The organism is Bacillus sp. FSL R5-0712 (assembly GCF_038593285.1).
Taxonomy (GTDB): Bacteria; Bacillota; Bacilli; order Bacillales; family Bacillaceae; genus Bacillus; species Bacillus safensis.
In genome coordinates this window covers 2,633,154-2,649,798 of record NZ_CP151981.1, presented here as the reverse complement: position 1 = coordinate 2,649,798, position 16,645 = coordinate 2,633,154, and the positions used below count along the sequence as shown (strand labels likewise).

Here is a 16,645-nt window from a genome sequence, read left to right as displayed (position 1 = left end):
AAAAAACAAGCATGTCCGATACTTCATTTTATTCAAAAAGATTAGTAATATGAAAAGGTCGCAATAAAAAGAAAGAAAGGAGCGGCGTATGTTTACTCAAGCAAATTTATTTTTGGTACTTTTACTCGTTATTGCACTTATTGCAAAAAACAATTCGTTAATTGTAGCGGTCTCTGTGCTGATCGCGATTAAGCTGATTGGCCTGGATCAAAAAATTTTCCCGGTTCTCCAATCTAAAGGCATTAATTGGGGAGTCACCGTTATTACCATTGCTGTGCTGGTCCCGATTGCAACAGGTGACATTGGATTTAAGCAGCTTGGAGAAGCGATGAAATCTTCCTATGCTTGGATAGCTCTTGGAGCGGGTATATTAGTAGCATTAATTGCAAAAAACGGTATTGTGCTACTCGAAAATGATCCGCATATTACGGCAGCGCTTGTGTTCGGCACCATTTTGGCAGTCAGCTTATTTAAAGGAGTGGCTGTTGGGCCGCTTATCGGGGCAGGAATTGCTTATTTGGCGATGCAGGCTGTGAAATTTTTCAGCGGGTGAAAAGAGAGTGGTTCCTGCCACTTTCTTTTTTAAATTTTTTCTTGCGTGAGCTTTTGCAAAAAAACATAATTAAATATATTAAAAGAAGCAAAATCCCTTTATTCCATGCCTGATATGGGAGACTGGAAAAAAAAATATCAAAAAAAATTATAGTTAAACATTTAACAAATGTCTGATTATTGTTTATAATGGGAATAGGCTTAATTTTGAACTCATTGATCATACAAGAGATATGAGGCTAAAAGCGCTCTAACCGTATAGGTAAATGTAAGCATTTTCTTTTCTGAGCCTGCTATCTTATTCGGATTGGATAGCGCTTTCAAAAAGTGAGAATTCTGCAACGAAGGGGAATCTTTTTAAAAAGGGGAGATTGAACATGACAGCAACAAGAGGTCTTGAAGGTATCGTGGCAACAACTTCATCCGTAAGCTCAATTATTGATGATACTCTTACTTATGTAGGGTACAATATCGATGATTTAACTGAAAAAGCTACATTCGAAGAAATTGTCTACCTGTTATGGCACTTAAAGCTGCCGAATGAGCAGGAGCTGAGTGAATTAAAACAGCAGCTCAATGAAAATGCTCAGATTCCGCAAGAAATCATTGAGCATTTTAAATCTTATTCGCTCGATGGGGTTCATCCAATGTCTGCGATTCGTACAGCAGTATCTTTACTAGGTTTACTCGATGACGAATCAGAGATTATGGACAAAGAAGCGAATTACAGAAAGGCGATTCGCTTACAGGCGAAAATTTCTGGACTAGTCGCTGCGTTTTCTCGCATTCGCAAAGGACTTGAGCCTGTACAGCCAAAAGAAGAATACAGCTATGCTGCAAACTTCTTGTATATGCTAAATGGCGAAGAGCCGTCACCAGTAGAAATTGAAGCCATTGATAAGGCACTTATTCTACATGCGGATCATGAATTAAACGCATCGACATTTACAGCGCGTGTATGTGTTGCTACACTATCAGATATCTACTCTGGTGTGACAGCGGCGATCGGTGCGCTGAAAGGACCGCTTCATGGCGGCGCTAATGAAGGCGTGATGAAGATGCTTTCAGAAATTGGCGAAGTTGAAAACGTAGATTCCTATATTCATGGTAAGCTAGAGAAGAAAGAAAAAATTATGGGCTTTGGCCACCGTGTATACCGTCAAGGTGACCCGCGTGCAAAGCATCTAAAAGAAATGAGCCAGCGTTTAACAAACCTCACTGGCGAGCCGAAATGGTATGAAATGTCTGTTCGCGCAGAGGAAATCGTGACATCAGAGAAAAATCTTCCACCAAATGTTGATTTTTATTCTGCATCTGTATATCACAGTCTTGGCATTGATCATGACTTGTTTACACCAATTTTCGTGATCAGCCGATTCTCTGGATGGATTGCTCACATTCTAGAGCAATATGATAACAACCGACTCATCCGTCCAAGAGCTGATTACATTGGACCTGATCTTCAAACCTTTGTTCCGATCAGTGAAAGAGACTAATGTTTATAGAATAAGCGGGGGCTGATTTCAAAAGACCAATCAGCCTCTATATCAACAAAAAACGAATCACGTGAAAAACTTTTTTGCTTGCAGACATCAAGCCAAGAAGTTTCAAATATTCACTACATAACCTGGGAGGTAATATCATTGTCACAAGGCGAAAAAATTACAGTTACTGGCGGCGTATTGAATGTACCAAATAATCCAATTATCCCGTTTATCGAAGGGGACGGAATCGGTCCTGACATTTGGAAAGCAGCATCAAGAGTACTTGAAGCAGCTGTAGAAAAAGCATATAAAGGTGAAAAGCAAATCACTTGGAAAGAAGTATATGCAGGTGAGAAAGCTTACAATAAAACTGGAGAGTGGCTTCCTGAGCAAACGCTTGAAGACATTCGTGAATACTTAATTGCGATTAAAGGACCACTAACAACACCAATTGGCGGAGGAATCCGTTCATTAAACGTGGCACTTAGACAAGAGCTTGATTTATTCACATGCTTACGTCCTGTTCGCTGGTTCAAAGGCGTACCTTCTCCTGTGAAACGTCCAGAAGACACAGATATGGTGATCTTCCGTGAGAACACAGAAGATATCTATGCTGGTATCGAGTATGCAAAAGGTTCAGACGAAGTGAAGAAGTTAATTGACTTCTTGAAAAACGAATTAGGTGTGAACAAAATCCGTTTCCCAGAAACGTCAGGTATCGGAATCAAGCCAGTTTCTGAAGAGGGTACATCCCGTCTTGTCAGAGCGGCTATCCAATATGCAATTGACCAAGGCCGTAAATCTGTGACGCTTGTTCACAAAGGAAACATCATGAAATTTACAGAAGGTGCCTTCAAAAACTGGGGCTACGAAGTGGCTGAAAAAGAGTTTGGCGACAAGGTCTTTACATGGGCACAATATGATCGTATTGTAGAACAAGATGGAAAAGATGCGGCAAACAAAGCGCAAAGTGAAGCAGAAGCTGCTGGCAAAATCATTGTCAAAGACAGCATTGCAGATATTTTCCTTCAACAAATCTTAACTCGTCCAGCTGAGTTCGATGTTGTGGCTACAATGAACTTAAATGGAGATTACATCTCTGATGCACTTGCAGCACAAGTTGGTGGAATTGGTATCGCACCAGGTGCGAACATCAACTACGAAACAGGACACGCTATTTTTGAAGCGACTCACGGCACAGCACCAAAATATGCTGGTCTTGATAAAGTGAATCCATCTTCTGTTCTTCTATCAGGCGTGCTTTTACTTGAGCACCTTGGCTGGCAGGAAGCAGCTGATCTAGTGATTCAATCTGTTGAAAAAACAATTGCATCTAAAGTCGTCACATACGATTTTGCTAGATTAATGGATGGCGCAACAGAAGTAAAATGTTCTGAGTTTGCTGACGAGCTCATCAAAAACTTGTCTTGATTCTTAAACTTTAAAGTTAAAGGGGAAAAAGGAAATGGCAAACAAGCGTAAAAAAGTATCTGTCATCGGAGCAGGTTTTACTGGAGCAACTACAGCATTTCTAACAGCTCAAAAAGAATTAGCGGATGTCGTATTAGTTGATATCCCGCAGCTTGAGAACCCAACAAAAGGGAAAGCACTTGATATGCTGGAAGCAAGCCCTGTTCAAGGCTTCGATGCGAACATTACAGGCACTTCTAACTACGAAGATACAGCCGGTTCTGATGTCGTGGTCATTACGGCAGGAATTGCAAGAAAGCCGGGAATGAGCCGTGACGATCTCGTGTCCACAAATGAAAAAATCATGCGCAGCGTGACACGCGAAATCGTTAAATATTCTCCAGAAGCCATTATTGTTGTGTTAACAAACCCTGTTGATGCAATGACATATGCAGTTTATAAAGAATCAGGATTACCAAAAGAAAAAGTCATTGGACAATCGGGCATTCTTGATACAGCACGTTTCCGTACGTTTGTTGCTCAAGAATTAAACCTATCTGTCAAAGATGTGACGGGCTTTGTCCTTGGTGGACATGGCGATGACATGGTTCCGCTTGTTCGTTACTCTTATGCAGGCGGTATCCCGCTTGAAACATTGATTCCAAAAGATCGTATTGATGCGATTGTTGAAAGAACAAGAAAAGGCGGCGGCGAAATCGTAAACCTATTAGGTAACGGTAGTGCCTATTATGCACCTGCTGCTTCACTAGTAGAAATGGTTGAGGCGATTCTAAAAGATCAGCGCCGCGTCATCCCAACGATTGCATACCTTGAAGGTGAATATGGCTACGAAGGCATTTACCTTGGAGTACCAACAATCGTAGGTGGAAACGGCCTTGAGCAGATCATTGAGCTTGAGTTGACAGAAGAAGAAAGAAGTCAGCTTGACCGTTCTGTTGAATCTGTTAAGAACGTCATGAAAGTATTGTCTTAATATGAAAAAAAGAAGGCTTCTCTTATGAGGGGCCTTCTTTTTGTTTACAAAACCAATCTTGTCGAAATTTTAAATTGTCCTCTTGTTAAGCTTTCGTTAAAATGAAAGAGAAAGCATGACTTCTCGCTTTTCACATAAGATACAAAAAACGGATGCAGGGGAAATCACTAATTGGAGGCACAACATGAATAAAAAAATATTAGTTGTGGATGATGAAGAATCGATTGTAACACTTCTAAGCTATAACCTTGAAAGGGCGGGCTATGATGTCGTCACAGCAAGAGATGGGGAAGAAGCGCTTGAAAAAGCAGCAAGTGAACAGCCTGATCTCATTGTATTAGATTTAATGCTTCCGAAGATGGACGGCATTGAAGTGTGTAAACAACTGAGAATTCAAAAAATGATGTTCCCTATTTTAATGCTGACAGCAAAGGACGATGAATTTGATAAGGTGCTCGGCCTTGAGCTTGGAGCCGATGATTACATGACAAAGCCATTCAGTCCTAGAGAAGTGGGTGCTCGGGTAAAAGCCATCTTGAGAAGAGCGCAGCAATCTCAGCCTGTCCCCGCGCAAGAGGAGAAGGAAGAGATCATTGCAGACCAAATCAAAATTGGTGAACTGCGCATTTTACCAGAACACTACGAAGTCTACTTCCAAGAAGAACGCCTAGAGCTTACGCCGAAGGAATTTGAACTGCTGCTTTATTTGGCCAAGCATAAAGGACGTGTCCTCACACGTGATCTGCTGCTAAGTGCCGTTTGGAATTATGACTTTGCAGGTGACACTCGTATTGTGGATGTACATATCAGCCACTTGCGGGACAAAATTGAAAAGAATACGAAAAAACCAACATACATTAAAACCATTCGCGGCTTAGGCTACAAATTGGAGGAGCCAAAGCCAAATGAGTAAAATTAGAACCCGTCTGTTTTCGGGCCTTATTTTTCTCCTTTTTATTGTGTTTGTTGCACTTGGCCTTTTTTTGGATCACATGTTCCATGTTTTTTATGAAACAAAATTAACGGAACGAATGGAAAATGAATCGAGCTTTCTTCTTTCTTCCATGGATGGTGATGATCTGCAGGCGAAGCAAAACAAGGAGATCCTCAATCAGGCAAAGCAGCATCTCGATATGAATGCGTCAATTGTGGACCTGAAGGGGAATATCATACATACAACAGGTCAAGCGGAGCAAAGGGGCATCATTCAAAACACACTGAACAATGAACGCCTTCAAACAAAAGGCGTCGTCATTGAGGATGAGAAGGATGCGCTGTTTCATTACGCAGTCCCTATCCTGAAACAAAACAAACCGGTGGGCTATTTATTTCTCCATGCGTCATTCCAGCCTTTAAATGAAATTGACGGCCAGCTTTGGCTCGCATTAGCCGTTTGTCTTGGCTCGGCGATTATTATTATCGTTTTCTTTGGATACCGCATGTCGATGAAATATGTAAAACCGATAGATTATGCCACAAAGGTAGCCAAACAGCTGGAACGCGGGAACTATGATACCAATCATTATGAAGAGCTCATCATCGAAACAAGTGAGCTTAATACATCAATGAAGCGCCTGGCAGAAAGCCTTCAAGAAATGACTAGCACTGGGGAAATGCAGCGGGACCGTCTGCAAACAGTCATTGAAAACATCGGTGCAGGAATTATTTTGATTGATAAGATGGGATATATCAACCTAGTCAATCGAACCTTCCGCAAGCAGTTTAAAGTGCAAAAGCACATTTACATGCACAAGCTGTACCATGAAGCATTTACTCATGAAGAAATTATTGAGCTGATTGACGAAATTTTCATGACAGAAACGAAGGTGCGGAAGTTTTTACGCCTGGCCGTTGACATTGAACGGCGCTACTTCCAGGTGGATGGTGTTCCCATTTTAAGTACAGACGATGAATGGAAAGGAATTGTCCTTGTATTTCATGACGTGACAGAAACAAAGCAGCTGGAGCAGATGCGAAAAGATTTTGTCGCCAATGTGTCTCACGAATTAAAGACACCGATTACGTCGATTAAAGGATTCTCCGAAACTCTTCTTGATGGAGCGATTGATGACAAAGAAGCGCTGACACAATTCCTTTCCATCATTCTAAAAGAGAGTGTCCGTCTCGAAACTCTTATTCAAGATTTACTCGATCTTTCCAAAATCGAGCAGCAGCATTTCAAACTGAATATTCAAGACGCCAATGCGACAGAAATCATTCAAGAGATTGAAGTCCTTTTAAAACAAAAGGCCGCAGAAAAAGGCATTCAATTACAAGTGCGAATCCCGAAAGAGCCTGTCTATGTGATGGCAGATCCGCTGAGGTTAAAGCAAATCTTCCTCAATCTCGTGAACAATGCCCTTACCTATACACCAGAGGGAGGGAGTGTCACCATTTCAGCAAGACCGCGGAAAGGCGCCTATGAATTTGATGTAGCAGATACAGGAATCGGCATGAAGAAAAGCGAGATTCCAAGAATATTTGAGAGATTTTATCGAATTGATAAAGATAGAAGTAGAAATTCAGGCGGTACAGGACTTGGTCTTGCCATTGTCAAACACCTTGTGGAGGCGCATGAAGGGACGATTTCGGTCCATAGCAAACAAGGCAAAGGAACGACTTTTACAGTGAGCCTGAAATCAAAATAGGGAAAAAAGGAAAGTCACGTTAAAATTTACATGATCTTTACAATGGATTCATGTTTAGTTAAACAATCATTGGTAGGATGAATAGGAACCCCTTCATCCAAGGAGCCAATTTTGTAAGGACGAAAACACTTGTTGTTTTCGTCCCTTTTTTTATGCAGGTTCGACTATTTTCTTTTCAAAATAAACTTTGATAAAATGATGATACAATGTGTGAAAGAGACGGCTGAAATGGCTCAGCCGATGGAGGATTAAAACATGACAGACAAAAAGAAATTAGTACTAGTGGATGGAAACAGTCTCGCATATCGAGCCTTTTTTGCTTTGCCGCTATTATCAAATGATAAAGGCGTCCATACAAATGCCATTTATGGCTTTGCGATGATCTTAATGAAGATGCTCGAGGACGAGAAGCCAACCCATATGCTTGTCGCATTTGATGCGGGAAAAACAACGTTCCGCCACGAGACATTTAAAGAATATAAAGGCGGAAGACAAAAAACGCCGCCAGAGCTATCAGAACAAATGCCGTTTATCCGTGAACTATTAGATGCCTATCAGGTGAAAAGGTACGAGCTTCCTCAATACGAGGCAGACGATATTATCGGGACATTGGCTGTGGAGGCAGAAAAAGACGGCTTTGAAGTCAAAATTTTCTCAGGAGATAAGGACTTAACGCAGCTCTCAACAGACCATACGACGGTAGCAATTACGAAAAAAGGCATTACAGAAGTAGAATATTACACACCGGCTCATATTGAAGAGAAATATGGCCTGCGCCCAGATCAAATCATCGATATGAAAGGTTTGATGGGAGATTCCTCAGATAATATCCCAGGGGTGCCAGGTGTAGGTGAAAAAACAGCGATTAAATTGTTAAAGCAGTTTGAAACGGTTGAAAACCTGCTTGAACATATTGACGAAGTCAGCGGGAAAAAACTCAAAGAAAAGCTTGAAGAATATAAAGAGCAGGCAGTGATGAGTAAAAAACTCGCAACGATTCTTGTAGAAGCGCCAATTGATGTATCAAGCAAGGATCTCGCATATGAAGGTCCTCATATGGATCAAGTGATCTCTCTTTATAAAGAACTAGGCTTTCAAACGCTGCTAGAACGTCTAGGAGAAGCACCAGAAACAGGTGAACAGGTCGAAGTAGAAGCATTAGAAGTGAAAAAAATGACCGAAGTAACGGATGAGATGCTGACAGATCATGCCGCCCTTGTGGTAGAACAGCTTGGAGATAATTATCATGAAGCAGATTTGATTGGTTTTGCGATCCATAATGAAAATGGTGCGTTTTTTATCACGAAAGAAGACGCGCTTCAATCAGATGCATTTAAACAATGGGTACAGGATGAAACGAAGAAGAAATGGGTCTTTGATTCAAAAAGAGCAGTTGTCGCCCTCAGATGGCATGATGTCGATCTAAAAGGTGTCGATAACGATGTTCTGCTCGCTTCCTATGTCGTCAACCCTCAGAAATCGTATGAGGACGTCGCAAGTGTTGCGAAGGAATATGGTCTTAACATCGCTCTTTCTGATGAAAAAGTGTACGGAAAAGGAGCAAAGCAGGCGATTCCACCTGAAGATGAACTGAAGGAACACCTTGGGCGAAAAGCAGCGGCGATCTCTGCTCTGCATGATTTAACACTTGAAGCGCTAGAAAAAAATGATCAGCATGAACTATATGAAGACTTAGAGCTGCCGCTTGCCCTCATCTTAGGTGAAATGGAATCCCTTGGCGTAAAGGTAGATATTGAGCGCCTAGAAAAGATGGGTGAAGAGTTAACGAAAAAGCTGAAAGAATATGAAGAAACCATTCACCGCTTAGCAGGTGAAACGTTTAACATCAATTCTCCTAAACAGCTTGGCGTGATTCTTTTTGAAAAATTAGGCCTGCCGATTATTAAAAAGACAAAGACGGGCTACTCGACATCTGCGGATGTTCTTGAAAAGCTTGAAGATAAGCACGAGATTATTCGGTCCATTCTGCATTACCGCCAAATTGGAAAGCTCCAATCGACCTATGTGGAAGGCTTAATGAAAGTAACGCGCAAGGATACCCATAAAGTGCATACACGATTTAATCAAGCGCTCACGCAAACAGGAAGACTAAGCTCAACAGATCCCAACCTGCAAAATATCCCGATTCGTTTAGAGGAAGGACGAAAGATTCGTCAAGCATTCGTCCCTTCAAAAGAAGGCTGGCTCATGTTTGCTGCTGACTATTCTCAAATTGAGCTGCGTGTACTCGCTCATATTTCTCAAGACGAGAATTTGATCGAAGCGTTTACGCAAGATATGGATATTCACACAAAGACAGCGATGGACGTGTTCCATGTCTCAGAAGAAGAAGTGACTTCCTCTATGAGAAGACAAGCCAAGGCAGTCAACTTCGGAATTGTATATGGAATCAGTGACTATGGATTATCTCAAAATCTTGGGATCACAAGAAAAGAAGCAGCTGCCTTTATCGAACGCTATTTAACAAGCTTTAAAGGCGTGAAAACCTATATGGAAGAGATCGTGCAGGAAGCGAAACAAAAAGGATATGTCACGACGCTTCTCAAACGCAGAAGGTATATCCCGGATATCACAAGCCGTAATTTTAATATCAAAAGCTTTGCTGAACGAACAGCCATGAACACACCGATCCAAGGAAGTGCAGCTGATATTATTAAAAAAGCCATGATTGATATGGCGCGAAAGTTAAAAGAAGAAAACTTGCAGGCAAATCTTTTATTACAGGTGCACGATGAACTGATCTTCGAAGCACCGAAAGAAGAAATTGCCATACTTGAAAAAATTGTCCCTGAAGTCATGGAAAATGCACTTCAGCTAGATGTGCCGCTAAAAGTTGATTTTGCTTCAGGCCCATCTTGGTACGACGCAAAATAATTAGAGAGAGAAAAAGGAGCGAGGAGCATGCCGGAATTACCAGAAGTTGAAACCGTCCGGCGCACACTCAAGCGGTTAGTCGAAGGAAAAACGATTGAAACGGTCGATATCAAATGGCCAAATATCATCAAACGTCCTGGGGAGCCGGAAGAGTTCGCAAGAAGGATGGTAGGAGAAACAATACAAACCATTGAAAGAAGAGGGAAGTTCCTGCTCTTTCATTTAGACCATTACGTGATGGTCTCCCATTTAAGGATGGAAGGGAAATACCGTGTACATGAAGCGCATGAGCCATACGATAAACATGTCCACGTCGTCTTTACTTTTACAGACGGTACTGAGCTTCGGTATCATGATGTGCGTAAATTTGGCACGATGCATTTATTTCAGCCGGGTGAAGAAGAAAAGGAACTCCCGCTCTCACAGCTGGGATATGAGCCTTTTGATGATCAATTCACTCCGGAATATTTATGGGAGCAATTGAAAAAAACATCCCGTGTGGTCAAAACAGCGCTGCTTGATCAAAAGGTTGTCGTGGGACTAGGTAATATTTATGTAGATGAGGTTTTGTTTAAAGCAGGCATTCATCCAGAAACAAAAGCGAATCAGCTCAGACTTGAATCGTGTAAAGTGCTTCACAGGCATATTATCGATACACTTCAAGTAGCGGTAGATGCAGGAGGCAGCACGATTCGCTCATATATCAATTCACAAGGTGATATTGGAACATTTCAGCTGCAGCTTCTTGTGTATGACCGGCGGGGAGAGCCTTGTCAAACATGCGGAAGCATCATTGAGAAAACAGTAGTCGGAGGGCGCGGCACTCATTTTTGTGTGACCTGTCAAAAACGTCCTCAATAAAAATCAGCCATCAGCATGCTTCCTTTTTGTAGTGCATACGATAAAAAACATTCATTTTTCAGCAAGGTGTAGACTGACACACAGCCCACCTGCTCTTCATATAGTGAAGAAGAGTCTAAGGACGCCTAGAGACTCTTGATCATCGTTGCATGAACAGAAAGGAAGAGTTCAGGTATGATTTCGATTTCGCTCCTGTTTTTAGCTATTGCAGTCAGTATTGACAGCTTTTCTGTAGGCTTTACGTATGGCCTTCGTAAAATGAAGATTCCATTTAAAGCGATTGTCATTATTGCATGCTGTTCAGGGATTGTGCTGCTCATTTCCATGCTGATTGGCAGCCTGCTGACGACATTCCTCCCTGTCTCAGTGACAGATAAACTTGGTGGAGGCATTTTGATCGCCATTGGACTTTGGGTCCTTTATCAATTTTACAAACCAGCGAAAGAGCGTGATTTGCTTCTTCATGAAAAGACATTGCTTAATGTGGAAGTGCAGTCACTTGGTCTTGTCATTCAAATTTTGCGAAAGCCGACAAGTGCAGATATTGACCGTTCTGGGACGATCAATGGAATAGAAGCGGTGCTTCTTGGGATTGCTTTATCCATTGATGCATTTGGCGCAGGGATTGGCGCTGCGATTCTAGGCTTTTCTCCAATTGTGATGAGTATCACTGTGGCCGTGATGAGCTCACTCTTTGTGTGTATCGGGCTCCGTGCCGGTCATTACTTGGCCAATTGGCGCTGGATCGATAAACTTGCATGCTTACCAGGGCTTCTGCTCATTTTAATTGGGGTGTGGAAGCTGTAAAGGAGGAAATCAATTGACGCTTGTCATTGGATTAACAGGCGGGATTGCTAGTGGAAAAAGCACCGTCTCGCAAATGATAAAAGAGCAGGGCATCAGGGTCGTGGACGCAGATGTCATTGCAAAAGAAGCGGTTGCCAAAGGAACACCAGCTCTTCAACAAATCGTTCAAACCTTTGGTGAGGATGTTCTTCTGCCAAATGGGGAGCTGAACCGGCAGCAGCTTGGAGCCATCATTTTTTCTGATGAAGAGAAAAGAAAGCAGCTGAATGCAATTGTTCATCCTGAAGTGAGAAAAGAAATACTCAAACAGCGAGATGAAGGAGTTAGTCAGAAGGAAACCTTCGTTGTCCTCGATATCCCGCTTTTATTTGAAAGTCAGCTGGAAAGCCTTGTCGACCGCATCATTGTGGTGTATACAACGCCTGAATTGCAGCTGTCGCGGCTCATGAATCGAAATGACCTCAGCGAGGAAGAAGCGCTGAATCGTATTCACTCTCAGCAGCCTCTTGAGGAGAAATGTAAAAAAGCAGACCATGTGATAGAGAACACACAAGATCTCGCGTTTATTAGAAAGCAATTGCAGAACATATTAAATGAATGGGAACATACAGATAAGTAAGAGTACATACACGTACTCTTCTTTTTTTATGCTTTATTCTGATTTCCTTTGAAAAGAACAGCCCTTTTTAGAAAATATACGTTTATATACTGGCAATTACATTCTAATGTGATATACTAATTTCATAAATAAATTTATTGAGTATAACACATAATAGAGGAGTGACCTGTTCATGAAGGTAAAAGCAGCGATCAATGGGTTTGGCAGAATTGGACGCATGGTCTTCAGAAAAGCAATGCTTGATGATCAAATTCAAATTGTAGCGGTGAACGCAAGCTATCCTGCCGAAACGCTAGCACATTTAATTAAATATGATACAAATCATGGACGTTACGAATGTGATGTGACAGCAGAAGATGACGCCTTGATTGTGAATGGCAAAAGAGTTCTTTTGCTTAATAATAGAGACCCAAAGCAGCTTCCATGGGGAGAGCTTGGGATTGATATCGTCATTGAAGCAACAGGTAAATTTAATTCAAAAGATCAAGCGATGGGCCATATAGATGCCGGAGCGAAAAAAGTCGTTCTAACAGCTCCAGGTAAAAATGAAGACATTACGATTGTGATGGGTGTCAATGAGGATGATCTTGATCCTGAAAAGCACGTCATTATTTCAAACGCATCTTGTACAACAAACTGTTTAGCACCAGTTGTGAAACTGTTAGATGATGAATTTGGCATCGACAATGGTTTAATGACAACGGTTCATGCTTATACAAATGATCAAAAAAATATCGATAACCCGCATAAGGATCTGCGCCGGGCGAGAGCATGTGCTCAGTCCATTATTCCAACTACGACGGGTGCCGCTAAAGCGCTTTCTTTAGTGCTTCCGCACATGAAAGGGAAATTACATGGACTTGCACTTCGCGTACCAGTTTCCAATGTGTCGATGGTTGATCTTGTCGTTGACTTGAAAAAAGATGTGACAGCAGAAGAAGTCAATGCAGCCTTCTCGAATGCATCTAAAACATCTCTTGCCGGTATTTTAGATTACACAGATGAGCCGCTTGTCTCTACGGACTTTAACACAAACCCTTATTCAGCAGTTGTTGATGGACTGACAACGATGGTAATGGAAGGGAGAAAAGTGAAAGTTCTTGCATGGTATGACAATGAATGGGGTTATTCATGCCGAGTGGTTGACCTTGTAAAGTTTGTCGGCGCACAGATGAAAGAGCTGTCTGCTGTTTGAAATGAAGAAGACGATCGTCCCTTTTCAAGAAATGAGAGAAAATCCCACTAAAAACACAGCTTGCAAAATGGGTCTAAACAAAGTATACTATTTTTCGTGAACTTCTTGTTCGCAGACTCATTCGGGTATACTTAAAGGGTTAGGACCTCTTAGGACTAACTTTCCCCCGTGGTATATGTCCGGTCCGGCTGCTTAGAACTTCACTCTTTCATTCTTGTTTAAAGGGGGGTCCATGATGGAAACAATAGGACGTCACGTTATCTCCGAGCTATGGGGATGCGACTGTGATAAACTGAACGACATGGATTTTATTGAAAAAACGTTTGTAAATGCAGCTTTGAAATCAGGAGCTGAGGTAAGAGAGGTTGCTTTTCACAAATTTGCACCTCAAGGAGTAAGTGGAGTTGTCATTATTTCTGAATCTCATCTGACAATTCACAGCTTTCCTGAACATGGTTATGCGAGCATAGATGTTTATACTTGCGGTGACCTAGATCCGAATATTGCAGCAGATCATATCGGAGATGAATTAGGTGCTGAAACAAGAGAAAACATCGAAATTCCTCGAGGCATGGGACCTGTACAAGTAAAACAGGCACAAGCCAAAGCACTGTAAACATAAAAAAGATTGCAATGGGAGCTGGCCAAAAGCATTGAATGCCTTTGTGTTATGCTCCTTTTTATATTTTTTTGATAAAAAATCCAACATTCCCCAGCTTGTCTATACTTTTGTTCTAGGAAAACAAAGGTTTTTTTTATAAAATAAAGAAAGAGGCATTATGGCAAAGGGGATACGTGTATGACTTTAAGACAAAAGTTTAAACGATTCATGTCAAACCATACAGAAACATCTGACGAGCATCCAGTGTCAGAACTGAAAAGCCATTACTACAAATCGACGAATGCACAAGTTTTTCAAGCGGTGGAAACCATTCTTTCCCGAAGCGATTCTTATCAAGTGACATCTGTTTCAGCAGAACGAGGTGAAATCAGCGCAAACATACGATTGCCGAAAAAAGCCTTTCTCGTGGCGACTGTCATTTCAATTCGTCCTTTTGAAACAGCTGTCGATTTTAATGTGACAACAGAAACGGCCCTGCCAACAGATTTCGGCTATAGTCAAAAGACCGTTCTGTCCCTTTATGATGAACTAGACAAACAACTTCCAAGAATAGATCGGAGCTGATGAAATGAAATGTCCCACATGTCAGCACCTTGGCACAAGGGTGCTTGATTCAAGACCAGTAGATGAAGGGAAATCCATCCGTCGTAGAAGAGAGTGCGAAAGCTGCCAATATCGCTTTACGACGTTTGAAAAATTAGAAGAATTACCGCTGATTGTGGTGAAAAAAGAAGGGATTCGAGAAGAATTCAGCCGGGAAAAAATGCTGAGAGGACTCATCAAAGCGTGTGAAAAGCGTCCTGTCGCTTTAAAGCAACTGGAGGATGTCTGCTTTAATATCGAAAAAGAACTGCGCAATCAAGGCATGTCAGAGGTGAAAAGCGAGCTTGTAGGTGAAATGGTCATGGACGAGCTGGCGAAAATTGATGAAGTGTCTTACGTCAGGTTTGCCTCGGTTTACCGGCAGTTTAAAGACATCAATGTCTTTATTGATGAATTAAAAGATCTATTAAAGAAAGAACGCTAAAAAGAGCTGGAGATTCTTCATGCTCTTTTTCCTGCGTAAAGCGTAAAACGTAAAAAGAGTGTACAATGGAAACAATCGCAATACATGGGGAGGATCAGCATATGACAGAGCATTGGAAGGAAGTGCTAGCCGTCGATCCGTATGTCGTCAAAAGCGCTTCATTGCTCGGTGACATCGATAGACAGCTCATCACTCTTTTATATCAGCCGCTTATTGGTATGTCCGCTTTCAGCTTATACATGACGCTGTGGGGAGAGCTGGAACAAAATCGTATGTGGGGGAAACCTGCACCTCATCGGCAGCTCATGGTCATGCTGCAGACGAATTTAAATGATATTTTTGAGGAACGTTTAAAGCTTGAAGCGATCGGCTTACTCCGCACATATGAACAGGAAACGGAAGAAGGCAGACTGTTTACATATGAGCTTGTACCGCCGCTAAGACCGGATGAGTTTTTCCAAGATGGTATGCTGAATGTCCTGCTGTACCATCGTGTTGAAAAAGCAAAATATATGCAGCTGCGTGATTATTTCTCCTATCCAGGTGTTCCTGCAGAAGCAAAGAACATTTCACGGTCGTTTGAAGAAGTCTTTCACGTATTGCAGCCAGGCGAGCGCAAGATGACAGAAGAAATTCATCAGGCGTCATCGCTTGATCAAGGCTATGAATATGTGACCGTTGGATCGAGTCAGCCGGCACCGCTCTCAGACGAATCCTTTGATTTCGATCTATTATTAGCAGGTATGTCTGATATGATGATTCCGAGGAAGGCTTTGACAAAGCAGGTAAAAGAAACAATTAAGAAGTTAGCTGTTGTATACGGCATCACCCCGCTTCAAATGCAAAATATTGTAGCAGGTGCATGCGGTTCGGATCAAATGATCTCAACAGAAGAGCTGAGAAAAGCAGCAAGAGACTGGTACCAAATTGAATACAGAGGCGAACAGCCAAAGCTGATTGATCAAAAACAGCCAAGACACTTGCGCCAAGATGCTTCAAAGACGCCGGCGGCTGATACTCCAGATGCAAAATTGATTGAAAAACTGGATCATATTTCGCCTAGAGAGCTGCTAAAAGACATGGCAGATGGCATTGAGCCAACGTATGCCGACTTAAGAATTGTCGAAGATATCATGCTCGAGCAGCAGCTAGAGCCAGGTGTCATGAATGTTCTCATCTACTATACATTACTTAAAACAGATATGAAGCTGTCAAAAACATATATGCAAAAAATCGCCGCTCATTGGGTGAGAAAGAAAATCAAAACCGTAGCAGCTGCCATGAAAATTGCCAAAGAAGAGAACAGACAAATGACAGAGTGGGCGCAGCAGAAAAAGCAGCGCAGCCCATATGGTACAGGAAAAGTTGTCCGGGAAGAGAAACTGCCTGACTGGATGAAAGAAACTGAAACAAAAGAACAGCCGGCAAAAGAGCAAACGGACAATCTGTCTACAGAAGACCTCGAACGAGAAAAAGAAAAACTGTTAGATCAGTTTAAAAATATGAAAAAGTACAATGCACATTAAGGTGA

General features: G+C 41.9%; 15 protein-coding genes. All 15 read left to right on the top strand.

The genetic code is table 11. From position 1 onward, the window contains the following. Window positions 1-88: 88 nt before the first annotated feature. The 15 genes from NSU11_RS13540 (at window position 89) to NSU11_RS13470 (ending at window position 16,640) form a co-directional block, all read left to right on the top strand. Entirely contained in the window at window positions 89-553 is a 465-nt protein-coding gene (locus tag NSU11_RS13540; RefSeq protein ID WP_024424791.1) for a DUF441 domain-containing protein, read from the top strand. A gap of 376 nt (window positions 554-929) precedes the next feature. Then, on the top strand, window positions 930-2,048 hold the full coding sequence (gene citZ, locus NSU11_RS13535) for a citrate synthase (protein WP_024424790.1): 1,119 nt from the start codon (window positions 930-932) through the stop codon (window positions 2,046-2,048). Between the two features lie 147 nt (window positions 2,049-2,195). Continuing rightward, window positions 2,196-3,467, top strand: coding sequence for an NADP-dependent isocitrate dehydrogenase (icd, locus tag NSU11_RS13530; protein WP_024424789.1), 1,272 nt, complete (start codon window positions 2,196-2,198; stop codon window positions 3,465-3,467). 34 nt (window positions 3,468-3,501) lie between these two features. Next, window positions 3,502-4,440, top strand: coding sequence for a malate dehydrogenase (mdh, locus tag NSU11_RS13525; RefSeq protein WP_008356047.1), 939 nt, complete (start codon window positions 3,502-3,504; stop codon window positions 4,438-4,440). A gap of 184 nt (window positions 4,441-4,624) precedes the next feature. After that, on the top strand, window positions 4,625-5,353 hold the full coding sequence (locus NSU11_RS13520) for a response regulator transcription factor (RefSeq protein ID WP_024424788.1): 729 nt from the start codon (window positions 4,625-4,627) through the stop codon (window positions 5,351-5,353). Then, window positions 5,346-7,088 (top strand): ATP-binding protein, encoded by a 1,743-nt coding sequence (locus tag NSU11_RS13515; protein WP_024424787.1) that lies wholly within the window; start codon window positions 5,346-5,348, stop codon window positions 7,086-7,088. The genes NSU11_RS13520 and NSU11_RS13515 overlap by 8 nt, the downstream gene beginning before the upstream one ends. Window positions 7,089-7,343: 255 nt before the next feature. Then, window positions 7,344-9,983 carry a DNA polymerase I gene (polA, locus tag NSU11_RS13510; protein WP_024424786.1) on the top strand — a complete coding sequence of 880 codons (2,640 nt, stop codon included), beginning with the start codon at window positions 7,344-7,346 and terminating at the stop codon, window positions 9,981-9,983. A 27-nt stretch (window positions 9,984-10,010) separates the two neighbouring features. Further along, complete coding sequence (gene mutM, locus NSU11_RS13505) at window positions 10,011-10,844, top strand: DNA-formamidopyrimidine glycosylase (RefSeq protein WP_342493628.1); 834 nt, start codon at window positions 10,011-10,013, stop codon at window positions 10,842-10,844. Window positions 10,845-11,018: 174 nt separating this feature from the next. Continuing rightward, on the top strand, window positions 11,019-11,651 hold the full coding sequence (gene ytaF, locus NSU11_RS13500; RefSeq protein ID WP_024425705.1) for a sporulation membrane protein YtaF: 633 nt from the start codon (window positions 11,019-11,021) through the stop codon (window positions 11,649-11,651). 13 nt (window positions 11,652-11,664) lie between these two features. Further along, complete coding sequence (gene coaE, locus NSU11_RS13495; RefSeq protein WP_149126395.1) at window positions 11,665-12,270, top strand: dephospho-CoA kinase; 606 nt, start codon at window positions 11,665-11,667, stop codon at window positions 12,268-12,270. A gap of 172 nt (window positions 12,271-12,442) precedes the next feature. Then, window positions 12,443-13,465, top strand: coding sequence for a glyceraldehyde-3-phosphate dehydrogenase (locus NSU11_RS13490; protein WP_024425707.1), 1,023 nt, complete (start codon window positions 12,443-12,445; stop codon window positions 13,463-13,465). Between the two features lie 235 nt (window positions 13,466-13,700). Next, window positions 13,701-14,081 carry an adenosylmethionine decarboxylase gene (gene speD, locus NSU11_RS13485; RefSeq protein ID WP_003216492.1) on the top strand — a complete coding sequence of 127 codons (381 nt, stop codon included), beginning with the start codon at window positions 13,701-13,703 and terminating at the stop codon, window positions 14,079-14,081. Between the two features lie 183 nt (window positions 14,082-14,264). Continuing rightward, a complete protein-coding gene (locus tag NSU11_RS13480; protein ID WP_024425708.1) occupies window positions 14,265-14,651 on the top strand; it encodes a hypothetical protein in 387 nt (128 codons plus the stop codon). A 4-nt stretch (window positions 14,652-14,655) separates the two neighbouring features. Next, entirely contained in the window at window positions 14,656-15,114 is a 459-nt protein-coding gene (nrdR, locus tag NSU11_RS13475; RefSeq protein ID WP_003216720.1) for a transcriptional regulator NrdR, read from the top strand. 101 nt (window positions 15,115-15,215) lie between these two features. Then, entirely contained in the window at window positions 15,216-16,640 is a 1,425-nt protein-coding gene (locus NSU11_RS13470) for a replication initiation and membrane attachment family protein (RefSeq protein ID WP_024426137.1), read from the top strand. The last annotated feature ends 5 nt before the right edge of the window (window positions 16,641-16,645 follow it).